Origin of the sequence: Thermoflexus sp., from assembly GCF_042408815.1 — a bacterium.
Lineage (GTDB): Bacteria > Chloroflexota > Anaerolineae > Thermoflexales > Thermoflexaceae > Thermoflexus.
The window spans coordinates 12,540-35,221 of record NZ_JBHOQR010000025.1 but is presented as its reverse complement, the minus strand read 5'-3'; the positions used below and the strand labels follow the sequence as shown (position 1 = coordinate 35,221).

The following is a 22,682-nucleotide window of genomic DNA, read 5'->3' as shown; positions in this document are numbered from 1 at the left end:
AACAAAGCCTCCATGCGGGTGATCCATTTATACAAAGACTACTTCCCGATCCTCGGGGGGATCGAGAACCATATCCGCGCCCTGGCCGAGGCCCAGGCCCGCATGGGGCTCGAAGTGATCGTCCTGGTGACCTCGCCGACCCGCAAAACGATCGAGCTCATGGACGGATCGGTGCGGGTTCTGAAGGCCTCCCGCTGGTTCACCGTGGCCTCCACGCCCTTGAGCCTGGCTTTCTTCCTCTATGCCCGCCGCTTCCTTCCTCAATCGGATGTAATCCACCTTCATCATCCCTATCCTCCCGCGGAGATCGCCTACCTCATGAACGGAGGGAACAGGCCCGCCGTCCTGACTTACCATAGCGACATCGTGCGCCAGCGCCTGAGCGGCCGGCTTTATCGTCCATGGCTCTATCGGGTCTTGGGACGGGTCGCACAGATCCTGGTGACCAGCCCGGTTTACCTGGAAACCTCGCCTCACCTACAGGCCTTCCGGGACAAATGCCGCGTGGTCCCCCTGGGGATCGATGTGGCCCGCTTCCTGACGGTGCCCCCCGAAGCTCCCCGGGCTCTCCGGTCCTCCTGGTGCTCCGCTCCACATCGCCCCCATGCGCTCTTCGTGGGACGCCTTCGATACTACAAGGGGCTGGATACTCTCCTCCAGGCGCTCACCCGCCTGCCGGATCTCCATGCCACCATCGTGGGAACCGGCCCGATGGAGCGCGCCTGGCGGACACTGGCCCGGGATCTTCGAGTGAGCGATCGAGTCCATTTCCTTGGTGAAGTGCCGGATCCGAAGCTGCCGCTGATTTACCACGCGGCGGATCTCTTCGTCTTGCCCGCCAGCGCCCGGGCAGAGGCGTTCGGGACCGTGTTGCTGGAAGCGATGGCCGCGGGCCTTCCGGTCGTCACCACCGAGATCGGAACCGGGACGACGTGGGTTGTTGGAGGAACGGGATGGATCGTCCCCCCCCGGGATCCTGAAGCGCTGGCGGAGGCGATTCAGGAAATCCTGGACCACCCGGAAGCAGCCCGGGAGCGGGGGCGTCAGGGCCAGGAGCGTGTGCGTCGGGAATTCACCCTCGAGAAAATGGCGCAACGCGTGCTGGAGATCTACGAGGAGGTTCGCCACCAGGCTGCCTCCCAGAGCGCCAGCCCCCATCCGTAAAGGGGAAGTCCCCATCCGATCGATGGAACCAGCCCCAGATGGCGAATCCAGAGGTTCCACACTTGAACCAGCTCGGGTCCCACCCCGCCCAGCATCGCCCAAGGCAAGGCCAGTGCCAGCCGCCGTCGCCATGGTATGGGCCAGAGAGGCAGGGATCCGATCAGCAGCATGGTCAACATCCCGCCCAGGAATCCACCCCGTCCCTCGATCGAGAGGGGGTTCAGAAGATCTGGATAAGGGGGCCATGTGGCAAGGGGCCATAATCCGGCAAGGATCCACAATAGATATCTCCCGGGGCGAAAGGATCTCCCCGCTTGCTCCAGCGCCAGGAGGGCCAACGCCAGGGCAAGGCCCCACAAGGGGATCCACAGGCGCTCCCGCAAAAGCGGTCCATAACCCGCGCGCTGGAAAAAGACCAGGAAGGGAACCAAATCGAAGCCGGAGAAGGTCAACCCTGCGCTGTGGCCATCGATCCAGGGCGCCCAGTATCCGACCAGCATCCCCCCCCAGGCCAGCCAGGCCAGCGACTTTCCAGACCCCATGGCGCGAGGCGATTGGAACGGGATTCCCATCCTCGGTCTCCTCCATAGGTTTTAGGAGGGCCATAGCTGGGGGCGACCCCACCCAGGTTTTCCGGATGTTCCTGGGACTGGTGCAGCCCGTCCCGGATTCATGGTCCAGGCAGGAAGAGACCCATGGGTGTTGGTGTGGGCGGAGGCGGTGGCACCATCGTGAGAATGCTGGTCAGGATCAAGCTGAGCACCGCCAGGATAGCTAAAATAATAAACACCGTCTGCTGCCACCGATACCCGGATGGACGGCGTGGCATTTCGCAAGACCTCCTCCATTGAAGTCATGCAAGGGGACAGGGGCCATGTCGCGACGCAGCAGCGAGGTGCTATTCGCTATCGGGATTTTGCTTCTCCTCTGGCATCTGCTTGCGGAACTCGTCCGACGCCCGATACTCCCCACACCGCTCGTGGTCGGAGCCGCGCTGGTGCAGGAGCTCCAGGGAGACCTGGTTCTGCATCTTCTAGCCAGCGCTGGACGGGTGATGGTGAGCCTTGTCCTCTCCATTGCCACCGCGGCTCCCCTGGGGTTGGTCCTGGGCCTCAGCCCACGTCTCCACCGGCTGATTTCCCCTTTTCTCTATATTCTCTATCCGATCCCCAAAGTGGTGCTGGTGCCCATCCTGATCTTGTTTTTCGGCGTGGGGGATCTGGCCAAGATCCTGCTCATCTTCCTGATTTTGTTCTTTCAGATCTTAGTGCTGGTGCGGGATGCGGCGGCGAGCCTGCGACCGGAGCTGCTGCTGTCGGTGCGGAGCCTGGGGGCGGGGCGGCGAGCCCTCTTCCGGTTCGTTTATATCCCTGCCTCCCTGCCTGCCATCCTGACCGCTGTGCGGCAGAGCATTGGTACGGCGGTTGCAGTGCTGTATCTGAGCGAGCTGCTGGCCACGCGATACGGCCTGGGCTATTATATCTACCTTCAAGCCAGCACTTTCTTTAACTATCCGGCGATGTATGCGGGGATCGTCCTGATGAGCGCTCTGGGCCTCGCGCTTTATCTCATCGTGGATACGCTGGAGCGGCGCTGGTGCCGCTGGATGTTCGCGACGTGATCCTTCTTTATTTGGGGGATAAAGAAAGCGGGGGTGGGTCTCCATGGAGACCCACCCCCGCTACTTTTCCAACCGAACAGAGCGTGGGCTCGGGCGACGAGTTCTCCGCGCCACGTGTAAGCCCTCGGCCGTTAGTACCGCTCAGCTTCACCCGTTACCGGGCTTCCACCTGCGGCCTATCAAACCGGTAGTCTCCCGGCGGCCTTACCCGGTCCAAGCCGGTGGGGGGCCTGATCTTGGGGTGGGCTTCCCGCTTAGATGCTTTCAGCGGTTATCCCGTCCGGACATTGGCTACCCGGCGATGCCGCTGGCGCGACAACCGGCACACCAGAGGTCCGTCCACCCCGGTCCTCTCGTACTAGGGGCAGCACCCCTCAAGCCCCCAACGCCCACAGCGGATAGAGACCGACCTGTCTCACGACGGTCTGAACCCAGCTCACGTACCGCTTTAACGGGCGAACAGCCCGACCCTTGGGACCTTGTCCAGCCCCAGGATGCGATGAGCCGACATCGAGGTGCCGAGCGAGGCCGTCGATGTGAACTCTTGGGCCTCACCAGCCTGTTATCCCCGGGGTAGCTTTTATCCGTTGATCCACGGCCCTTCCACACGGAACCGTGGGGTCACTAGGCCCGGCTTTCGCCCCTGCTCGGCTTGTCAGCCTCGCAGTCAAGCCCCCTTATGCCCTTGCACTCAACGGCGGGTTTCCATTCCGCCTGAGGGGACCTTTGGGCGCCTCCGTTACCTTTTAGGAGGCTGCCGCCCCAGCAAAACTGGCAACCAGGCACTGTCCGCCGCCCGGGTTCACGGGCCGACGTTAGGGCCAAGATTTGGCCAGGGTGGTATTTCACCGGCGGCTCCACCCGAGCTGGCGCCCGGGCTTCTCAGCCTCCCACCTATCCTACACAGGCCAAACCCTAACCCAATACCAGGCTCCAGTAAAGCTCCACGGGGTCTTTTTGTCCCGCTGCGGGCACTGCGCGTCTTCACGCAGTTCGCAGTTTCGCCGGGACCCTCCTCGGGACAGCGCCCCGGTCGTTACGCCTTTCGTGCGGGTCGGAACTTACCCGACAAGGAATTTCGCTCACCGTGTTCCGCGGCTTTCACCACGGGGTGGACCATCTCTTCATCCGGCCAGGAGTTCTTGGCGGATCCGCTCCAGCGCGGCGCGATCGGCGGAGCTCATGCGCGAGGCGATCCGGATGATTTCCAACAACCCCTCTCGCGTCTGGTGTTGTCCCTCCCTCATCAAGAGGAGGATCTGCCGGAACCGGCGCATCTCCACGTTCTTATGGGTCTTCAGGGGATGCTGCAGGAAGAACTCGCAGAGGCGCTCTAGGCACTCCAGCCGTTGGATCCGGTAGGCCCAGCGGTCTTCAGAGGCAGGTCGGACCACACCGCACCGGAAGAACCGCTTTAAGGCATAGAGCACCTGGATATCTCGGCGGTGCTGGACGATCACAAACTCCGGCAGCACCCGATAGCCCATCGTCGCCGCGGGATAACGGGTGATAGAGATGTGGAAGCAGCCTCTGCCGTCCACAAACCCCACCACCCAGTCTGGAGACAGCTCCACGGATGGCCTCCCCGCCGGATGCCCGGCGTATGGTCTCTGAGGATCCCCGCCGGGGTTGAGCCCGGGGGTTTCCTGCGGGTTGCCCAATCCCCCACCATTTTGACGCCGGCCTTTCGCCGGAGACGTAGGGAGGGCTCTCAGGGCTTTCCCGCATACAGCCGGGTATTGCCCTGTCGGTTACCCGACAGGCAGGCAGCGCCTTTCTGGCGATACCTTAGGACCGTTATAGTTACGGCCGCCGTTCACCGGGGCTTCAGTTCAGGGCTACACCGGCCGAAGCCGGGTCACCCCTCCCCTTAACCTTCCGGCACTGGGCAGGCGTCGGCCCCTATACATCCCCTTACGGGTTAGCAGAGACCTGTGGTTTAGGTAACCAGTCGCCAGGGCCTGTTCACTGCGGCCTCCTCGGGCTTGGCCCGAAGGCCTCACCCTACGCGAGGCACCCCTTCTCCCGAAGTTACGGGGTCAGTTTGCCGAGTTCCCTGAGGAGGGTTCTCCCGTCCGCCTTGGCGCGCTTACGCCAGCCTACCGGTGTCGGTTTGCGGTACGGGCACCCGGGCTTCCACGCTTAGAGGCTTTTCTCGGCAGTGTGGGCTCGACCACTTCCGCCGGGTTTCCCCGGCTCGCCATCATCCCTCAGGCTCCGGCGGCGGATTTGCCTACCGCCCTCATCGCCCTAAGGACTTGGCACCGGCACAGCCAGCGGCCGGCTGGCCTACCCTCCTGCGTCCCCCCTTCGCTCCACCCGGGTGGGGCCGGAATATTAACCGGCTGTCCATCGGCTACGCCTTTCGGCCTCGCCTTAGGTCCCGCCTAACCCGACGCGGATCGACCTTGCGTCGGAAACCTTAGGCCTTCGGCGGACGCGGTTCTCACGCGTCTTCCGCTACTCGTGCCGGCATTCTCACTTCCGCACGCTCCACGCGTCCTCACGGTCGCGCTTCCACGCGTGCGGAACGCTCCCCTACCGCTCCCGCGCCTCATCGGCACGGAAACCCGCTGCTTCGGCGCCGGGCTTGAGCCCCGCTACATTTTCGGCGCAGGGCCGCTCGACCAGTGAGCTGTTACGCACTCTTTAAAGGATGGCTGCTTCTAAGCCAACCTCCTGGCTGTCATAGCAGCCCCACATCCTTTCCCACTAAGCCCGGACTTGGGGGCCTTAGCAGGCGGTCTGGGTTGTTCCCCTCTCGACCATGGAGGTTATCCCCCACGGTCCGACTCCCACGCTGCACGTGACGGCATTCGGAGTTTGACAGGGTTCGGCAGCATAACGCCCCTAGCCCTACCAGTGCTCTACCTCCGCCACGGACCGCGTGAGGCTAGCCCTAAAGCTATTTCGGGGAGAACGAGCTATCTCCGGGTTCGATTGGCATATCACCCCTACCCACAGCTCATCCCACACCTTTGCACTGGTGATGGGTTCGGGCCTCCACGGGGGATTAGCCCCGCTTCACCCTGGCCATGGGTAGCTCACCCGGTTTCGCGTCTACTCCCGGCGACGGGACGCCCTGTTCGGACTCGCTTTCGCTCCGGCTCCGGGTGTGACCCCCTTAGCCTTCGCCACCGAGAGTAACTCGCCGGCTCATTCTCCAAAAGGCACGCCCTCAGGCATTGCCCCCGAAGGGGCCATAGCCCTCGGACCGCTTGTAGGCATGCGGTTTCAGGTTCTATTTCACTCCCCTCACCGGGGTTCTTTTCACCTTTCCCTCACGGTACTGGTGCGCTATCGGTCGCCAGGGGTATTTAGCCTTGGAGGGTGGTCCCCCCTGCTTCCCACGACCTTCCCCGTGGGCCGTGGTACTCGGGATCCCATCCCCGGGAGGCCTTCGACCTTTCGCCTACGGGGCTATCACCCTCTATGGCGGGCCTTTCCAGACCGCTTCGGCTAGGCCAAGGCTTGATCACTCCCTGAGGCGTCCGAGGCCGCCCCCGGATGGGTCCCACGACCCCCACAGGGCAACGCCCTCGGGCTTGAACACCCTGTGGGTTTAGGCTCTTCCCCGTTCGCTCGCCACTACTAGGGGAATCTCGGTTGATTTCTTTTCCTGGGGGTACTAAGATGTTTCAGTTCCCCCCGTGCCCCTCCGCGGCCTATGGATTCAGCCACGGATGCCTGGGGTTCTCCCCAGGCGGGTTTCCCCATTCGGGCACCCCCGGGTCATAACGCCCGCACACGGCTCCCCGAGGCTTTTCGCAGTGTGCCGCGCCCTTCATCGGCCCCTGGCGCCAAGGCATCCACCGCATGCCCTTACTCGCTTACACGTGACGCGGAGAACCCGTTTCCCGAGCTGCCCGCGTCGCTTGTCTCTTCCACGCTCTGTTCGGTTGTTAAGGTGCACCCCCGTCCCCTTGACGAGCCCTTCTTGGCGCTCCGGCCCGCCAGCGGATGGCCGCTGGCCCCCGCCTCCGGACTCCCCGCCCGGCTTCGGGCGTCAGCCTCCATCCCGCGGGCTTTTCATTATAACGGAGCCCTTCCCCTCTGTCAAGGAATGGTGGAGATGACGGGACTCGAACCCGTGACCTCCTCCGTGCAAAGGAGGCGCTCTCCCATCTGAGCTACATCCCCACCTCAGGTGGGCCTGCCTGGACTCGAACCAGGGACCCCTCCCTTATCAGGGGAGTGCTCTGACCGCCTGAGCTACAGGCCCACATCCCCACGGCCTCTATGATTTTATACACCGGGAGCTGTCTCTGTCAAGATGCCCGCTCGGGCCTCAGGCTGGCTGCCATGCCTTGCAGGATCCGCCTTTCATGAAGCCCGGTGCATGCCGTTTCGGACCGGGCAGGCTCAATGGTGAAGTGTGAACGCGTGGATCTCCTCGATCTCATCGGATCCAGCGGATCGCATGCGAAGCTCGATGGAGAATTCCAGCCTCCTGCCGCTTGTCCCTGTCAGGGCGCCTCCCAGCTCCGCACGTTGGATCCCGTTCTCGGTCTTCGCGCTCCAGCAGGAGAAGCATGAGGCCGGCGCTCGCCTCCATCCCTGGCAGGCCAGCTCCCCAGGCCCGCCCCCCTCGCTCTGGGACGACAGCGTGCACCGGGCATAAGCGGCTTCCCACTGTCCATCCCGAAGGGCGGCGTTGAATCCCCGGCGTGGATTTGTGATCCGGGCGGATCCGGGCGTAGATTCAGATAAGGCGCGCGCGGCTGACCTGGGCCCGCTCACAAGCCCTCCAGGGGATGCCCGCTGCGCCGTTTCCGCCAATCGCCTGGAATCTGGAATAAGGACAGGGTTGCCGTTGAGCGATCGGTCGCGCCTTCCGGGGCTGCCTCCCATTCCCTGGCCTCAATACCTGAAAGCCCGCGGCATCCGGCCTCGCAAGGGGTTGGGGCAGCATTTCCTGATCGATGAGCGGGTCCTGGCCCGGATCGCGGAGGCGGCCGGGTTGGAGCCCGGGGAATGGGCACTGGAGATCGGGGCGGGCCCGGGCACCCTCACCCGCCACCTGGCCCTGCGGGCCGACCATGTGGTGGCAGTGGAGATCGATGAACAGTTCATGCCGTTGCTTCGCGAGGTTCTGGCCCCTTTCCCCCATGTCACGATCATTCGCGGGGATATCCTGAGGCTCGATCCCGCCGCCCTGGTTCAGGGCCATCCGTATCGCGCGATCGGCAACATCCCCTACTTCATCACTTCGCCCATCCTCCGCCATCTCATGGAGGCTCCCCTCAAGCCCCGCCGGATCGTCCTCACGGTTCAGCTGGAAGTGGCCCGGCGAATCACGGCCAAGCCGGGGGCGATGAGCCTGCTGGCGGTGAGCGTGCAGGCCTACGGTCGTCCTCAGGTAGTGGATGAGATTAAAGCGGGCGCCTTCTGGCCCCGGCCGGAGGTCGATTCCGCGGTGGTGGTCATCGAGCCCTATGAGCAGCCCGCCGTGGATCTGGGGGATCCCGACTGGTTCTTCGAGGTGGTGCGGGCGGGGTTCAGCCAACGGCGCAAGCAGCTGCACAACGCCCTGAGCCACAGCCTGGGGATCCCCAACGATCTCGTCCGGAGGGCACTGGCGGAAGCGGGGATCGATCCCGCTCGACGAGCGGAGACCCTATCGCTGGAGGAATGGGCGAGGCTCAGCGCAGCGCTTCACACGCTCAGAGCTCCGCCACCGACCGATAGGGGCATCACCTTGCCGCTCTCAGCCCCTGAAAACCACCAGGTGGATATCGGTAACGCATAACAGCATAGCGGGGAAGGATGCCTGGGGGGCGGGCCATGAACTACGAGGCGTTTGCGGAATTCTACGATCGCTTCTTTGGGGATTTCCTGGAGGATCTGCCCTTTTATCAGGGCTATGCGGAGCGCGCCGGATCGCCGCTGCTGGAGGTGGGATGCGGCACCGGCCGGTTAACCATCCCTCTGGCGGCGGCGGGGTTCCGGGTGGTCGGCCTGGACGCCTCGGCCGCGATGCTGGCCCGGGCCCGGGCTCGTGCGGAACGCGTGGGGGTGGCCGATCGCATCCTCTGGATCCAAGGGGACGCGACCCGGGAGATCCCACCGGGACCTTACTCAATGGCTTTCATCCCTCTGAACACGTTTCTCCATTTCGATTCCCTGGAGGCCCAACAAGCGGTTCTCCGACATCTGCATCGCGCGCTGGAACCAGGAGGGCTCCTCTTGCTGGATTGTCTGAATCCCGACGCCGCCCTGCTGGGGGAGAACGGTCAGCTTTACGCGCGCAGCTGGCACGAGGATGCGGAGACCGGAACCGTTCTGGTCTGGCTGGAGGCGCGGCGGGTGGATGCCGCCACCCAGCGCCTGGAACTCCTCATTCTCATGGAGGAACACCGAGCGGATGGAACATGGCGCCGCTGGGCTTTCCCGAGCCGGATGCGCTTCCTGTGGCCGGGGGAGCTCCGACTGTTACTGGAAAGCTGTGGCTTCGCCTTGGAGGAGATGTTCGGCACCTACGATCTGGCCCCCTATCAGGAGGATAGCCCTCAGATGCTGGTCGTTGCTCGCCGGGTTCTGTGAGTCCCACCCGGATACCGGATCCACTCTTCCCAGGCCCGGAGCGGACAGAAAGGCACGGGAAGCATCCTGCCCATCCGGTTTCCCACCGGTCTTGAGTGGAGGGCGATCTTCCCATTCCATCCCCTCCCCCGCGCTATAATTCCTCTGACAAACCATTCGGGAAGTTGGGCCGCCAGGATGGGGCCAGGCAGCACTGGCCTGGTGAGCCCAGCTCCGTCGGCCAAATTTCCGCCCTCGAGGTGCGCAATGAGCGATCCCCGTCTGGAGAAGTGGGCTCAGGTGCTGGTGGACTATGCGACAGAGGTGAAGCCCGGAGATCAGGTGGCCATCCGGGGCACCCCGGCCGCTGCTCCCCTCCTGCTCACCATCTACCGCCGGGTGCTCGAGAAGGGCGGGCATCCCCAGCTGCTGGTCTCCCTGCCCGGGGCAACGGAGATCTTCTACCGGGTGGCGGAGGAACCCCAACTCACGTTCGTTTCACCGATCGACCGCCTCGTCATTGAGACCTTCGACGTGCTGATCAACGTGCTCAGTGAAACCAACACCCGCTCTCTGAGCAATGTGGATCCCGCCAAGCAGGCCAAGGTCTCCGCGGCGCGGCGGGACCTCACGCGCACATATCTGGAGCGGGCCGCCCGTGGGGAATTGCGTTGGGTTGTGACTCTGTATCCCACCGAGGCGTATGCCCAGGAGGCCGAGATGGGCCTCCAGGAGTTCGAGGAATTCGTGTATGAGGCGGGATGGTTGAACGACGAAGACCCGGTGGCCCGCTGGCGGGAGCAGGCGGCTTTTCAGGAGCGACTGGTGGAATGGTTGAAAGGGCGCCGGCGGATCCATATCCGCGGCCCGCACGCGGATCTGGTGTTGGGAATCGAGGGCCGGGTTTTCATCAGCGCCGACGGTCGCCACAACTTCCCGGATGGGGAAATCTTCACCGGACCGGAGGAGAGCGTCACCGAGGGCTGGGTACGCTTCACCTACCCCGCCCTTTACGGCGGCCGGGAGGTCGATGGGGTGGAGCTGGTCTTTGAAGGCGGGAAGGTGGTGAAAGCCACGGCGAAGAAGAACGAGGCGTTTCTGCATCGGATGCTGGAGACCGATGAGGGCGCCCGGCGGCTGGGCGAGCTGGGCATCGGCACGAACTTCGCCATCCGCCGGTTCACCCGCAACATTCTCTTCGATGAGAAGCTGGGAGGGACTTTCCACCTGGCCCTGGGAGCTGCCTATCCCGAGACCGGCGGGACCAATCCATCCGCGATCCACTGGGATATGATCTGCGACCTGAAGGAGGGGGAGATCGTGGTCGACGGGGAGGTGCTCTACCGGGATGGACAGTTCCTCGTCCGATAGCCCTGGGGGCTCCGGCGCGGAGAGCCCTCCGGCCTTCCCGCGCGAGGGCAGGGCCGCCATGCCAGGAATTCGTCGGTAAGCCTTTGTCTTCCCTGAATCCCCTGTTCGGCAACGCTTCGTCGATCGGAGGGGATCCATGGAGATCGAGATCCGTGGGATTCGGGTGGATCCCCGTTTGCTGGAACCACGGCCAGTCCAGCGATGTGGCCCTGCTTACTGCCGGGGCCGCTGTTGCGCCTACGGTGTATGGGTGCGGGTGGAGCAACGCGATGAGATTCTCCGCCATGCGGAGCTGATCCGAAAGGTGTTGCCGCCGGATCGGCATGACGAGACCCGATGGTTCGATGGCGAGCCGGAGTGGGATGACACGCCGCCGGCGGGTTACTGGGTGGGCACCACGGTCATCGAGAACCCAATTCATCCGGCCGGCCAGTCCTGTGTTTTCCTGCTGGACGATGGACGTTGTGGCCTGCAGGCGGCTGCCATGGAGGCCGGACTGCATCCCTGGGCCCTGAAGCCCTTTCACTGCGCCCTCTATCCGCTCACGCTATGGGAAGGCCAGCTGATCCTGGACGACGAGAACGAGCTTTATGCGGAAGCCTCCTGCCAGCAGCCTGCGGATGAGGCGCGGCCTCTGTTTATGGTCTTCGACCAGGAAGTGAAATGGGCGCTGGGGGAAGAGGGCTTTCAGACCCTCCTGGAGCTGTATCGGATCCGCTATGGAACTGAAGGATCTCCTGAGCCTGGAAGCCTATGATTACGAACTGCCTCCGGAGCGGATCGCCCAGTCCCCGGTGGAGCCGCGGGACGCCGCGCGGTTGATGGTGGTGCACCGGGCGACGGGGAAAATCGAGCACCGGATCTTCCGGGAGATCATCGACTACCTGGGCCCCGGGGATCTGCTGGTGTTCAACGACACGCGAGTGATCCCGGCTCGTCTATTCGCGGCCAAGCCGACCGGGGGACGGGTGGAACTGCTGCTGGTACGACGAGTGGATCCGGAGCGATGGTGGGCGATGGTGCGGGGACGCCATATCCGCCCCGGAACGCGCCTCCAGCTGCTCTCCGGCTCTTCGCCTATGGATCTCTATGCGGAAGTGGAGGCCGAGGGCGAGGGGCCGCTCCGCCTGCTCCGCTTTTCCGCTCCGCCGGAGGGATGGCTGGAGCGGCTGGGGGTGATCCCTCTCCCCCCCTACATCCGGCGGCCGCTCCATGATCCCGAGCGCTATCAGACCGTCTACGCCCGGGTTCCCGGCTCGGTCGCTGCGCCCACGGCGGGGCTGCATTTCACCCCGGAGCTCCTTGCCCGCTTGCGAGATCACGGTGTCCGCTTTGCCTTCGTCACGCTCCACATCAGCCTGGACACCTTCCGCCCGATTGAGGCTTCCGATGTGCGGGAACACAAGCTGCACCGGGAATGGTGCTCCCTGTCGGCGGACACCGCCGCGCTCATCAACCGGACGCGGCTGGAAGGGGGTCGGATCATCGCGGTGGGCACCACCGTGGTGCGCGTTCTGGAGACCGCCGCCCGCTACGGGCTGGGATGTTCCCCGGAGGCGGTTTGTCCGTGGCAGATGGTGGGACCTTTCGAGGGGGAAACGGATCTTTTCATCTACCCCGGCTTTGAATTCCGGGCGGTGGATGCCATGATCACCAACTTCCACCTGCCGCGTTCCACGCTGCTGCTGCTGGTAGCCGCCTTCATGGGCTATGAACGGATGCGGGAGGCCTATCGGGTGGCGATCGCGGAAGGCTATCGCTTCTATTCGTTCGGGGACGCCATGTTGATCCTCTGATCCCCGCCCGGCAAAACCTGGCACTATGCGCTGGCCGCCGCTGATTCCGGGGGTTTTCCTGCGTCGTTTGAACCGATTTGCGGTGGAAGTCCGCCTGGGGCGGCGACGGGTGGAGGCCCATCTCCCGAATTCCGGGCGCCTCCACGAACTCTTGGTCCCCGGCTATCCCATATGGGTGGCTCGACGGAAAGGCCAGCGACGAACCGGTTATGACCTCCAGGTGGTGGGCCTGCCGGATGGGACGCTGGTGTCCGCAGATGCCCGGGTGCCCAATCGCCTGTTCCGAGAGGCCTGGGAGCGGGGGGAGCTTCCACCCTTTGGGTCCTACACCGCCCTGGAGGCGGAGGTTCCCTTGGGGGAGGTCCGGGTGGATTTCCGTCTCTTGGGCCCCGGCGGCATCGCCTATCTGGAAGTCAAAAGCGTGACCTTAGTGGAAGACGGCGTCGGCCTGTTTCCGGACGCGCCAACGGTGCGAGGGCGCCGGCATGTGTCCGCGCTGATGGGGGCGCGGGCGAACGGCGTTCCAGCCTTTGTGCTCTTCGTCGTGCAGCGGCCGGACGCGCAGGCATTTCGGCCGCACGATCCCGCGGATCCGGATTTCGGGCGGATCCTGCGAGCGGCTGCGGCCCACGGTGTTCAAGTCCTGGCTTATCGTTGCGCCGTTTCCCTGGAGGAGATCCGCCTGACCGATCCCATCCCAGTGATTCTGTAGCCACCGGGCAACGATTCCGTCTTTCCCATGCCACCCGGTGGCTTGAGATGGGACACCCAGGCCCATTCTTCCATCCTGGAGGAAGATCCCCGTGACCGATCCGCGCGCATCCGTGCCTGCCGATCCGTGGAAAGAAGCGAAGCCTTATCGGGTCCTCCATGTCTGGATGGATCGCTTCCGGTATCGCTGGTTCGGGATGCTGGAAGTTGAGGGGGAGGCCGGACGGCTTCGCCTGCCGATGACCGGGACGGTGGCCCAGTGGTTTCAACCCGGCGAGGAGGTCCGGGTAGCCCTGGGGGAGCGGGCAGATCCGCGGGCGCTCTCATTTGATGCCTACATGCTATGGCGCATCGTGGAGGGAGAAGCTGTGCGGGTCTGGCCCTTCTACCAGGAACGGTTTACCCTGGAGCGCTCCTCCCCGCTCGCTCCGACACCCCTTTATCGCTACACCGTGCTCGCCCGGGAGGCCGGGCTGGAATCCGATTTCGAGGCGATCGTCGATCTGGAGCAGCATCACTACGCTTCCGAGGCGGAGATCCTAGCCCGCTGGTGGTGCCCGGAGGATCGGACATGGGCGGAAGCCAACGCCCGGCCGCTCTGCCCGCGCTGCCGCCGCCCCATGCGTTTCGGCGATCTAAAAGACGCCACCCGCGCCTCCCGTTTCCTGGTGCTGCTCCTGGAGGATCGCGCCCCCTACGAGCCGCTCTATATCGGGTATGTGCGGATCGACCCGCCGATTCCGATGATGCACCGCCGCCTTCCGGATGGCACGATTCAACCCAACTTGCGGCAGGCAGTTTTCCCAGCCGATTGGTTCGAACCCTCGTTCTGGCCGGAGCGGCTGGAGGAAGAGCTGAAACGGGAGCGGCCGGATCTTTCCCCTTTTGACCTGTGGTGGGAATCCCAGGAGATCGCCCTGCGAACCTGTAACACCCGGGGGGCCCGCCTGGCCCGCGTGGTGGTCCATCCGGATTACCGGGCAGAGGGCCTGGGGCAACTGGCCTTGCGAGCAGCCATCGCCTGGATCCGGGAGCGACGCATCCCGGAGATGCGTCGGCCCAAGGTCGTTCTGGAGACCATCGCCCAGATGGCCCGCTACAACCCGTTCATGGAACGGGCTGGATTCCGCTACCTCGGGGATACCGCCTCCGGCCGTCCGGTGCTGGTGTATCCGCTGGCGGAGGAGGCGATCCCTTACCTGGAACGATTTTATGAAACCGATCCGGTCGCGCGCGTCCATCAGGGGAAGCTATATCGCCCGGCTTTCCGATCCGTCGAGCCGCTGGCAGGGCCTATCCGCCTGCACCATGTCACCTACCGTTACGAAAACACGTTGAGCCTGAGCAGGATGGCCCCCCCGCTCCAGGCGATCCTCGAGGCCTTCGGGGTCCATGAGCGGACTATTCAAAAGATCGTCTTGAAGGACGTCTCGCTAACCATCCACCCACGGCAGATCGTGGCGCTGATCGGCGCTTCCGGGGCGGGGAAAACCACGCTGTTGCGCCTGCTTTACGGCGCCGCGACCGGGCGGCGGGATCCGCTGTATCGGGTGCCGTTCGGCCGCATCGAGATGCCGGAGAACGTGCAGGCCGCGGCCTATCTGCCGGGCGAGGTCGAGCCCGAGTTCAACGAGGAGACGATCCTGGAGGCACTTTACCGCCTCACCGAGGATGAAGTGCTGGCAATCGAGGTCCTGAACGTCGCCGGGATCGCCGACGCGGTGCTTTATCGCGCGCGCTTCTCCGAGCTCTCCACCGGGCAGAAGGAGCGCGTTCGCATCGCCTATCTCTTGGCCCGGCGGCCGAATCTCCTGCTGATCGATGAGTTCGCCGCCCACCTGGATCCCCAGATGGCGTTGCGAGTGGCCCGCAAGGTCGCCGCCCTCTGCCGCCAGCACGGCATCACCCTCATCGCCGCCACCCATCGCCCGGAGGTCATCCAGGGCCTGGCGCCCGATCTCATCCTGATCACCGGTTACGGTCTGTTCCGGGTATCCGCCCAGGGGAAATGAACGGCGATCCGCCCGCGGTCCAAGGAAACGGCCCTCCGCGCTTCCCCTACCGCTTCCGCGTTCTCTCCGCCAGCGCTTCCTCCAGCCGGATCCAGACCACTGGCCCGCGGGGGCGGTGAATCGGGATCGGCTCCGGGAAACGCTGCGGATCCGTGAGCACCCAGATGTAAAGAGGCCGGCCTTGCGCATAGGTCTCTAGAAACTCCGGATCCGCCCGGTGCTGGGCGAACTTCCGCCGGAGCGCTTCCACCGAAACGGGGCCCCGAACCTCGGTGAGCACGGCGGTCCCGATCCATCCCCGATGGCTGACGATCCCAATGCGCCCCCGGATATGGGTAGGATACCGACGGATCTCCCAGGTCTTCTCGCCGGAGACGATGTAGGTCGCATAGGGCTCCTGCACGATCAAGCCCAGCTCCGGGCGCATCTCGATCCCCTCCCATCCCTTCCCGCAGGTTTCGGGTATATTTTACGATATAAGAAATGATTCGGATCTGGGAGGCCATGCATCGCCCTTCGGATAGCCCCCTGGATCGAAGGGAGGAGGGAAAGCCCCTCCCAGGGCAAGGGGATCGCCGCGGGCGCCCGAAAATCCTCAGGGGGATTCCTCCCGGAGATAACGGGGAAAGCATTTGACCGTTTAGGAGCTGGAGCGATGCACGTGCTGACGGTGGCTCAAATGCGTCAGGCCGAAGCGGCCGCGGATGCGGCCGGCCACACCTATGCGCGGATGATGGAGCGGGCCGGCCGTGCCGTGGCCTCTGAGATCATGCGACGGATGTCCGTTCAGGGCCGACGCATCCTGGTGCTGGTAGGCCCTGGAAACAACGGCGGCGATGGCCTGACCGCTGCCCGCTTCCTAAAGGAGGCTGGGGCGGAGGTGGCCTGCTATCTACTGAAGCCCCGTGAGGAAACCGATCCGGTCTTCCAGGCGGCGAAGGCAGCGGGCTGCTTTATCGCCCAGGCAGCGGACGACCGGACATGGCGGGTGCTGCGCCTCTGGGTCCGAAGCGCCACGGTGATCATAGACGCCCTGCTAGGGACAGGGACCACGCGGCCCCTGGAAGGGGATCTCCTTCGCATGCTGCAGATCGTGCGGGCGGAAGTGAGCGAACGACGGCCGTGGCCGGCTTCGTTCTTCGCCCCGGGTTCCCCCCTCATTCCGGACGCATGGCCTCCGCGGACGCCGCCGGAGCCATGGCTGGTGGCGGTGGACGGGCCGACCGGGATGAACTATGACACAGGGGAGCTCGATCCCCATGCGTTCCATGCGGATCTCACGGTGACGTTCGCTCATCCGAAGGTCGGGCATTTCCGGTTCCCGGCCGCCCATGCCGTCGGCGAGCTGGTGGTGGCCGATATCGGGATCGAGGCGAAGTGGGTGCCGGAAGGCGCTTTCGAAGTGATGGACGCGGCCACAGCCCGGGCGTGGTGTCCACCCCGCCCCTCGGACGCCCATAAAAACACGTTCGGGAAAGTGGCGGTGGTCGCCGGCTCCACCCTCTACCCCGGCGCGCCCTGGCTGGCCGCTCAGGCGGCGGCGCGGGTCGGCGCGGGGTGGGTGACTCTGGCCATCCCCCGCGCGATTTATCCCGTCCTGGCGGCGAAAACCATCGAGATCACCTACATCCTGCTGCCAGATGAGCTGGGGGTCCTGATCCCCGACGCCGTGGAGGTCCTGGCCCGAGCAGTTGAAGGCTACGCCGCGATGGTCCTGGGCCCAGGGCTGACCCAGGAGAAAGAGGCCATTGCCTTCGTGCACGGGATGTTCGGATTGGAGCGGGCCGTCCGGCGAGGGCGCATCGGTTTTCACATTGACGAAGAGGAAACGATAAAGCCGGCGGCGCCTTCCTCCGCCTGGCCCCCGCTGATCGTGGACGCGGATGGATTGAACGCCCTCGCCCAGGCGAAAGACTGGGCGGCCCGCCTGCCCGGCCCAGCGATCCTCACCCCCCATCCCGGCGAGATGGCCCGGCTGACCGGGCTGGAGAAAGCAGCCATCGAGCAGGACCGCCTGGGAATCGCGCGACAGTTCGCCCAGACCTGGGGCCACGTGGTGGTGCTCAAAGGGGCGTTCACCGTGGTGGCCGCCCCCGATGGGCGGGCGCTGGTGATGCCCTTTGCGAATCCCGCTATGGCCACCGCGGGAACAGGGGATGTGCTGGCAGGGGCCATCGCGGGATTACGGGCCCAAGGAATGGCGCCATTTGAGGCCGCCGCGCTGGGCGCCTATCTCCACGGCCTCGCGGGGGAACGGGCGCGCCAGGAGATCGGGGCGGCCGGCGTGACCGCCGGGGATCTGATCCCCCGGCTCCCCAGCGCCCTCCGCGCGCTGGGCGGAGCGGAATCGCGTTCCTTTTGATGAAGAGGGCTTTTCGGGCGGCCACTGGGTCGCCCGAACCGGTTCTCTGAGCCGATGGGGAGGCGCTCCCTCGTGCAAAAGGATAGGGCTCACCCTCGAACGCCGGAGCTGGAGGGCTTGGACCCCCAGGCTCCGCCCCAATGGCGCTGGGTCCATCGCGCGGGTCCCGGGGCGCGGCGCATGGGGATTTTATCCGCATCGTTCAATCCGCCTACGCGAGCCCATCTCGCCCTGCTGGAGGCCGCCCGGGAAGCTTTCCGGCTGGAAGAAAACGTGCTCCTGCTCGCCATCACCCATGTCGAAAAGCCCCTCTCCGGGTTCCCGTTACCGGAGCGCCTGGCGATGTTACAGGCGATCGCCCGAGAGCGCCCAGGATGGAGTGTGGCCCTCTGCAACCGCGCCCGGTTCTTCGAGAAAGCACGGGCCCTGCGGGAGGACGTGGGAGAAGGGCCAGAGCTCTTCTTTGTCATGGGCGGCGACACGATGGTCCGCCTGTTCGATCCTCGCTATTACCCGGACATCCCGATGGAATCCGCCCTGGAGCCGTTCTTCCAGACCGCTCACCTGCTGGTCGCCCCCCGCCCGCCCTGGGATCGTCCCTCCCTGGAAGCCTTTCTGCGGGCGCCATCACGGGCTCCATATCGAGCCCGGATCGCTTTCCTGACCCTCGACCCGGCTTTCGCGACCCTTTCCTCCTCTGAGGTCCGCCAGCGGCTGGCGCGGGGAGAGCCAGTGGACACCCTGGTCCCCCCCGAGATCCTCCCCTGGCTGACCGGGCCAGGCAAGCAACCGGGGCTGGAGCGCTTCACCGAATAATCCGAATCCCTGGACCTTTGTCCTATCGGGGCGAGCCACTGGGCGGGATAGGATCGATAGGACCGAACATTCTGACCATTCAGCCTCAAGGAGCAAGATGAAATTGAAAGATAGGGGACAGGCCCTGGTGCTGATCGCGCTGGCGTTCGCGGCGCTCCTGGCGCTGCTGGCGCTGGCCATCGATGGGGGCAACGCCTACGGGCAGCGGCGGCGAGCCCAGAACGCCGCCGACGCCGCGGCCCTCGCCGGCGCGCGACGGCTGTGGGAGATCCGGCGTCAGGGCGGGAGTGAGATGGATCTCCTGATCGCCCTGCGGGAGGCGATTGACGCCCATGGCGTTTTCAACGTGGACGGCGCCCCCAATGCCTTCGAGGCTTTCTATGTGGACGAGAACGGCCAGGTCCTGGGACCAGTGGGCTTGGGGAGTATCCCGCCTGCAGCCCGGGGCGTTCAGGTCACCGTGATCAACCGGTTCGACGCCTTCTTCGCTGGCGTCTTCGGCTTCGATCCGATGGAGGTCCGCGCGATGGCGATGGCCCTCTATCGATCCGCTCCCGCCTGCGCTCATGCCCTCTTCGCAGAAAACGATCTGCGCGCCCAGTTCCTCCTGAACATCAACGGCAGCGTCCACGCTGGGACAAGCCTCACCCTCCAGGGGGCAGGCGTCATCAGTGGGGCATGCGAGTATGGAACGACGGCGAACATCGGGCCCGCCGTTCAATGTCGGAACGGGCAGGTGCAGGTTCCCTTCCAGCCCCTGCCTCCCCTCTATGCCCCGGAAGACTTCGCCCCCGGCGGCTCCCTGTGGAACGCCTATGGAGGAGATCGCTACTGTATCCGGCCCCAGGATCCGACCCAGCCGATCCAGCTCGATGCGCATCCAGGAGGAGCCGTGCGCCCCGTTCCTGGTCAGTGCATTACCGCCCAGCGGGTCCGCCTGCAGGACGGCCTGTATTACCTGGAGGGGGACGCGCGCCTGCTTCGCAGCCAGGGAGGAGGCCAAATCTGGGCAACGGTTACCCTGGCGGCCACCCGATCGCTGATCCTGGATGATTCCAATAATCCATATGTCCTCCACCCCGCTCTGAACGACCCTCAGCGAGGCGCCCCCTTGCTGGTCGCCGGCCAGGCGATCACCATCACCACCGGCGATTTCCAGTGGAGCGGCTTGATCCTGGCCCGCGAGGGGCCGGTGAGGCTTTCCGCAACCATCCAGGCACGGTCCGATCGCGGCGCAGTTTACGGGAAGGCGCTGGATGGGAGGGGTGGATTTCTTCAACTCACTTTTGATCCCACCGTATGCCCGGCGGGCACCGCACAGGTGGAGCTCCTGCGATGATGAGCGTCATGCTAATTGTGGGGATCGGGTTCAGCCTGATCGGCCTCCTGCTGGCCTGGATCCTGCTCGATCCGGAGGAAGAGCCGGAGGAGACGCCCGGCCGGATTTCACCGGCTCTTGAGGGAAACCCGGAGGAAACATTCCTCGCCTTCGCCTCGCAGGCATGGGGACTGGAGACCGGGCCAGACCCGATCGAGGAACGCTTGCAGGGTGTCCAAAGGTGGCTCCGGGAACGACTGGCGGGGCTCCGGGACCTGGAGCGCAGGATCACGCGCGGGCTTCGTCGCCGGCTGGCCGAGGCCGATCTCCCCTGGCATCCCCTGGAGTGGATGGGGTTGACGATGGGGCTGGCAGCGCTGGGCGCCTGGGCCGGGCTTCAGATCTACCGCCTTCCCGGCTTTGTCCTGCTGGGGGCACTAGCGGGGGGCGCGCTTCCTTTTCTGCTCCTCCATCACCGCCGCGATGTCCGCCGTCGCCGTTTAGAGGTTCAGCTGGCCGACGCCCTCTTTCTGATTGCCGGCGTCCTGCGGGCAGGCGGAAGCATGGTTCGAGCGATCGAGGAGGTCGCCGTGAGGCTCCCCTCCCCCATCGCCGACGAGTTCCGGCGGGTCCTGATCGAGGTCCGGCTGGGCTTCTCCCTCGCCGAGGCGCTGGAGCACATGCGGGCACGAGTGCCCAGCGAGGACCTCTCTCTGGCCATCACAGCGATCCAGATCCACCAGCAGGTGGGGGGAAACCTTTCGGAGTTCGTGGAAAGGGTGGCCTCCCGGATCCAGGAGCGGGTCCACCTGCAGAACGAGATCCGGGTGATGACAGCCTCCTATCGGCTCAGCGCCCAGATCCTAACGGTGCTTCCCCTGTTCCTGTGGCTGGTCCTCTTCCCGCTCAACCGACGCTATATGATGCGCTTCTTCACCAGCGGCCTTCCGGGTTATGCCATGCTCGGCCTGATCCTCCTCATGGTGCTCCTGGGCCTCCTGATGGTCCGACGGATGATGCGGGTGAGCCTGTGAGTCCGGCGATGCCCCGGCGGGGAAAAGTTGACCGCCATCTCCGGCCTTCTATAATCCGGGGGAGGACAGACAGGGCCTGAGGTCCTGGGAATCCAGACCCGGAGCGAGATCCTCTATGGCCTTTCCCATCGGATGGGAGGAACCGAGGAGTCCGTTCTGCCGCCTGCTGAAGGGCCGGCTGGACCTCCACCACGTGCCGTTCAGCGAGCGGTCCTCGCGCATGATGGTGTTCGTCGAGGACCTGCGCCCCGGGGTGCCGGGATTGTTCATCAAGCTAGCGGAGCGCTGGGAGAAACAACAGGAGAAGTTCGGGGACTATCGCCACCGCCGGCCGATCGTGGAGCGCATGGTGTTCCTCGGCCCGGACGGCGAGCCGCTTCCTGCCTCCTTCGTTTCCTATCCCCATGCCGTGTTCTTTCACACTCCCCGTGGCATCATCGGGATGACCTTCAACGATCCGGAGGCCCTTTACCTCGCCCTGCCCGCCGAGGCCATCGGGATCCAGTTGATCGCCCAGGCGGAGACCGCGCGGGCCGACCGCCGGGGAGGGGTCCTGCGGGGTGTGCGCAACCTGGCTTACACCACCAACGCCCGCCTGCGGCTCAACCAGATCGAATCGGCCGGCCCCGGGCTGTTCCGGGTGACCTTCCTCATCGAACCGACCCCCGATGCCGCGGTCCTGCTCAACATCACCCCACGCCTCGGATTCAACCGGTCCATCCGCCCGGCCCTCCCCGTCTTTCTGGAGGCGGAGGCTCGCTGGCATGACTGGTTCGCCGCCGCCCCGTCCGTCCGAGAAGATCTGGCGCCCCAGTATTACTACGCCTGGTGGGTGATGCGGGCCGGATTGATCTCCCCGCGCTACTACATGACGCGGGAGGGGATGACCCCCAGCAAGATCCATTATGTGGGCGTTTGGCAGTGGGATGCATGCTTCCACGCCCTGGCCTATCGCTACGTGGACCTGAAGCTGGCGGAAGACCAGATCCGCCTCGTTCTGGATCACCAGCGAGAAGATGGGATGGTGCCTGATGCGGTTCACGACGAAGGGCGGGTGACTCATCTCCCTATCCCGGTAGACGCGGATGTCACCAAGCCTCCCATTACGGCCTGGGCCGCCTGGAAAATCTACGAGATGGGCGGAGATCGGGATTTCCTGGACGAGATCTACGAACCGCTGGTGCGATGGAACAACTGGTGGTTTGAGCGGAACGATGACGATCGGGACGGCCTGTGTCAGTATAACCATCCATATTCCTCGGGATGGGATGACTCCCCAGTGTGGGACGGAGGGGTGCCAGTGGAGTCCCCGGATCTGAACACATATCTGGTGATCCAGATGGAGCATCTGGCCCGCATTGCAGAGGTGATCGGGGAGCGGGAAGACGCGGCGCGATGGCAGGCGGAGGCAGAGGCGCTGACCCGCCGGATGATAGAGGCCATGTGGGATGAAGAAGCCGGGCTGTTCTGGCCCCTGCGGGGAGAAACCCCGGTCCGCATCAAGACCCCGCTGAGCCTTTACCCACTGCTCACCGGCCGGCTCCCCCCCGCGATGACAGAGCGCCTGATCGCCCATCTGACAGATCCCCGCGCCTTCTGGCCGCGCTATCCCATCCCCACGGTGGCCATGGACGATCCCCATTACGACCCGGAGCAGATGTGGCGCGGCCCCACCTGGCTGAACATCAACCGCCTGTTCATCGAGGGGCTGTTCCGATGCGGATACGCCGACCTAGCCCGGGAGCTACGCCGTCGAACGCTGGAGCTGGCCATGGGCCATCCGGATCTTTACGAGTATTATCATCCCGAAACCGGAGCCCGTCCGCCCCGGGCGGCTCCGATCTTCGGGTGGACCTCCGCCGTGTTCATCGATCTGGCCATCGAGGCCAGCCGCGAAGAACAATAAGATCCCGGGGGCTGGGGCCGCCTTCGGTGGCCCCAGCCCGGCAGCCATG

Annotated in this window: 17 protein-coding genes, 2 tRNA genes and 1 rRNA gene; 14 read left to right on the top strand and 6 right to left on the bottom strand. The window is 64.9% G+C overall.

Going from position 1 to position 22,682, the window contains the following annotated elements; all coding sequences use genetic code 11:
* The first annotated feature begins 12 nt into the window (after positions 1–12).
* Entirely contained in the window at positions 13–1,164 is a 1,152-nt protein-coding gene (locus ACFMO3_RS08310) for a glycosyltransferase (RefSeq protein ID WP_376789949.1), read from the top strand.
* On the opposite strand, the gene ACFMO3_RS08305 is transcribed toward ACFMO3_RS08310, so the two are convergent.
* Both ACFMO3_RS08305 and ACFMO3_RS08300 read right to left on the bottom strand, forming a co-directional pair.
* A complete protein-coding gene (locus ACFMO3_RS08305; RefSeq protein ID WP_376789948.1) occupies positions 1,110–1,736 on the bottom strand; it encodes a hypothetical protein in 627 nt (208 codons plus the stop codon). The two genes, ACFMO3_RS08310 and ACFMO3_RS08305, sit on opposite strands and share 55 nt — an antisense overlap.
* Positions 1,737–1,834: 98 nt before the next feature.
* The gene (locus ACFMO3_RS08300; protein WP_376789947.1) at positions 1,835–1,993 is read right to left on the bottom strand and encodes a hypothetical protein; all 159 of its coding nucleotides are present in this window, start codon (positions 1,991–1,993) and stop codon (positions 1,835–1,837) included.
* 45 nt (positions 1,994–2,038) lie between these two features.
* Between ACFMO3_RS08300 and ACFMO3_RS08295 the strand changes: the two genes are divergently transcribed.
* Entirely contained in the window at positions 2,039–2,785 is a 747-nt protein-coding gene (locus ACFMO3_RS08295; protein WP_376789946.1) for an ABC transporter permease, read from the top strand.
* 112 nt (positions 2,786–2,897) lie between these two features.
* Here the strand turns inward: ACFMO3_RS08295 and ACFMO3_RS08290 are convergent.
* The 3 genes from ACFMO3_RS08290 to ACFMO3_RS08280 form a co-directional block, all read right to left on the bottom strand.
* A 23S ribosomal RNA gene (locus tag ACFMO3_RS08290) occupies positions 2,898–6,621 on the bottom strand.
* A 228-nt stretch (positions 6,622–6,849) separates the two neighbouring features.
* A tRNA-Ala gene (locus ACFMO3_RS08285) sits at positions 6,850–6,925 on the bottom strand.
* A gap of 8 nt (positions 6,926–6,933) precedes the next feature.
* Positions 6,934–7,007 (bottom strand) — tRNA-Ile (locus tag ACFMO3_RS08280).
* Between the two features lie 591 nt (positions 7,008–7,598).
* Here ACFMO3_RS08280 and rsmA point away from each other — a divergent pair.
* The 7 genes from rsmA (at position 7,599) to ACFMO3_RS08245 (ending at position 15,197) form a co-directional block, all read left to right on the top strand.
* Complete coding sequence (rsmA, locus tag ACFMO3_RS08275) at positions 7,599–8,534, top strand: 16S rRNA (adenine(1518)-N(6)/adenine(1519)-N(6))-dimethyltransferase RsmA (protein WP_376789945.1); 936 nt, start codon at positions 7,599–7,601, stop codon at positions 8,532–8,534.
* A gap of 35 nt (positions 8,535–8,569) precedes the next feature.
* A complete protein-coding gene (locus ACFMO3_RS08270; RefSeq protein ID WP_376789944.1) occupies positions 8,570–9,328 on the top strand; it encodes a class I SAM-dependent methyltransferase in 759 nt (252 codons plus the stop codon).
* 246 nt (positions 9,329–9,574) lie between these two features.
* Positions 9,575–10,678 (top strand): aminopeptidase, encoded by a 1,104-nt coding sequence (locus ACFMO3_RS08265; protein ID WP_376789943.1) that lies wholly within the window; start codon positions 9,575–9,577, stop codon positions 10,676–10,678.
* A gap of 136 nt (positions 10,679–10,814) precedes the next feature.
* Complete coding sequence (locus tag ACFMO3_RS08260; RefSeq protein ID WP_376789942.1) at positions 10,815–11,435, top strand: DUF3109 family protein; 621 nt, start codon at positions 10,815–10,817, stop codon at positions 11,433–11,435.
* Positions 11,398–12,474: a tRNA preQ1(34) S-adenosylmethionine ribosyltransferase-isomerase QueA gene (gene queA / locus ACFMO3_RS08255; RefSeq protein ID WP_376789941.1), complete on the top strand. Its 1,077-nt coding sequence runs from the start codon at positions 11,398–11,400 to the stop codon at positions 12,472–12,474. Before ACFMO3_RS08260 ends, queA begins: the two co-directional genes overlap by 38 nt.
* A 25-nt stretch (positions 12,475–12,499) precedes the next feature.
* On the top strand, positions 12,500–13,186 hold the full coding sequence (gene sfsA, locus ACFMO3_RS08250; protein ID WP_376789940.1) for a DNA/RNA nuclease SfsA: 687 nt from the start codon (positions 12,500–12,502) through the stop codon (positions 13,184–13,186).
* A gap of 91 nt (positions 13,187–13,277) precedes the next feature.
* Positions 13,278–15,197, top strand: coding sequence for a GNAT family N-acetyltransferase (locus ACFMO3_RS08245; protein ID WP_376789939.1), 1,920 nt, complete (start codon positions 13,278–13,280; stop codon positions 15,195–15,197).
* A 46-nt stretch (positions 15,198–15,243) separates the two neighbouring features.
* Here the strand turns inward: ACFMO3_RS08245 and ACFMO3_RS08240 are convergent, their stop codons facing one another.
* Complete coding sequence (locus ACFMO3_RS08240) at positions 15,244–15,624, bottom strand: ASCH domain-containing protein (RefSeq protein ID WP_376789938.1); 381 nt, start codon at positions 15,622–15,624, stop codon at positions 15,244–15,246.
* A 228-nt stretch (positions 15,625–15,852) separates the two neighbouring features.
* Between ACFMO3_RS08240 and ACFMO3_RS08235 the strand changes: the two genes are divergently transcribed.
* The 5 genes from ACFMO3_RS08235 to ACFMO3_RS08215 all read left to right on the top strand — a co-directional run bounded on the left by ACFMO3_RS08235 (position 15,853) and on the right by ACFMO3_RS08215 (position 22,633).
* Positions 15,853–17,559, top strand: coding sequence for an NAD(P)H-hydrate dehydratase (locus tag ACFMO3_RS08235; protein ID WP_376789937.1), 1,707 nt, complete (start codon positions 15,853–15,855; stop codon positions 17,557–17,559).
* 72 nt (positions 17,560–17,631) lie between these two features.
* Positions 17,632–18,375 carry a nicotinate-nicotinamide nucleotide adenylyltransferase gene (locus tag ACFMO3_RS08230; RefSeq protein WP_376789936.1) on the top strand — a complete coding sequence of 248 codons (744 nt, stop codon included), beginning with the start codon at positions 17,632–17,634 and terminating at the stop codon, positions 18,373–18,375.
* Positions 18,376–18,472: 97 nt separating this feature from the next.
* Complete coding sequence (locus ACFMO3_RS08225) at positions 18,473–19,714, top strand: pilus assembly protein TadG-related protein (RefSeq protein ID WP_376789935.1); 1,242 nt, start codon at positions 18,473–18,475, stop codon at positions 19,712–19,714.
* Positions 19,711–20,727, top strand: coding sequence for a type II secretion system F family protein (locus tag ACFMO3_RS08220; protein ID WP_376789934.1), 1,017 nt, complete (start codon positions 19,711–19,713; stop codon positions 20,725–20,727). Before ACFMO3_RS08225 ends, ACFMO3_RS08220 begins: the two co-directional genes overlap by 4 nt.
* A 115-nt stretch (positions 20,728–20,842) precedes the next feature.
* The gene (locus ACFMO3_RS08215; RefSeq protein ID WP_376789933.1) at positions 20,843–22,633 is read left to right on the top strand and encodes an amylo-alpha-1,6-glucosidase; all 1,791 of its coding nucleotides are present in this window, start codon (positions 20,843–20,845) and stop codon (positions 22,631–22,633) included.
* Positions 22,634–22,682: the final 49 nt, after the last annotated feature.

Coding starts and splice junctions, on each gene's coding strand:
- ACFMO3_RS08235 (WP_376789937.1), top strand. CDS start 15,853: ATGCACGTGCTGACGGTGGCTCAAATGCGTCAGGCCGAAGCGGCCGCG.
- ACFMO3_RS08240 (WP_376789938.1), bottom strand. CDS start 15,624: ATGCGCCCGGAGCTGGGCTTGATCGTGCAGGAGCCCTATGCGACCTAC.
- ACFMO3_RS08270 (WP_376789944.1), top strand. CDS start 8,570: ATGAACTACGAGGCGTTTGCGGAATTCTACGATCGCTTCTTTGGGGAT.
- ACFMO3_RS08305 (WP_376789948.1), bottom strand. CDS start 1,736: ATGGGAATCCCGTTCCAATCGCCTCGCGCCATGGGGTCTGGAAAGTCG.
- ACFMO3_RS08295 (WP_376789946.1), top strand. CDS start 2,039: ATGTCGCGACGCAGCAGCGAGGTGCTATTCGCTATCGGGATTTTGCTT.
- queA (WP_376789941.1), top strand. CDS start 11,398: ATGGAACTGAAGGATCTCCTGAGCCTGGAAGCCTATGATTACGAACTG.
- sfsA (WP_376789940.1), top strand. CDS start 12,500: ATGCGCTGGCCGCCGCTGATTCCGGGGGTTTTCCTGCGTCGTTTGAAC.
- ACFMO3_RS08215 (WP_376789933.1), top strand. CDS start 20,843: ATGGCCTTTCCCATCGGATGGGAGGAACCGAGGAGTCCGTTCTGCCGC.
- ACFMO3_RS08225 (WP_376789935.1), top strand. CDS start 18,473: ATGAAATTGAAAGATAGGGGACAGGCCCTGGTGCTGATCGCGCTGGCG.
- ACFMO3_RS08265 (WP_376789943.1), top strand. CDS start 9,575: ATGAGCGATCCCCGTCTGGAGAAGTGGGCTCAGGTGCTGGTGGACTAT.
- ACFMO3_RS08310 (WP_376789949.1), top strand. CDS start 13: ATGCGGGTGATCCATTTATACAAAGACTACTTCCCGATCCTCGGGGGG.
- ACFMO3_RS08220 (WP_376789934.1), top strand. CDS start 19,711: ATGATGAGCGTCATGCTAATTGTGGGGATCGGGTTCAGCCTGATCGGC.
- ACFMO3_RS08260 (WP_376789942.1), top strand. CDS start 10,815: ATGGAGATCGAGATCCGTGGGATTCGGGTGGATCCCCGTTTGCTGGAA.
- ACFMO3_RS08300 (WP_376789947.1), bottom strand. CDS start 1,993: ATGCCACGCCGTCCATCCGGGTATCGGTGGCAGCAGACGGTGTTTATT.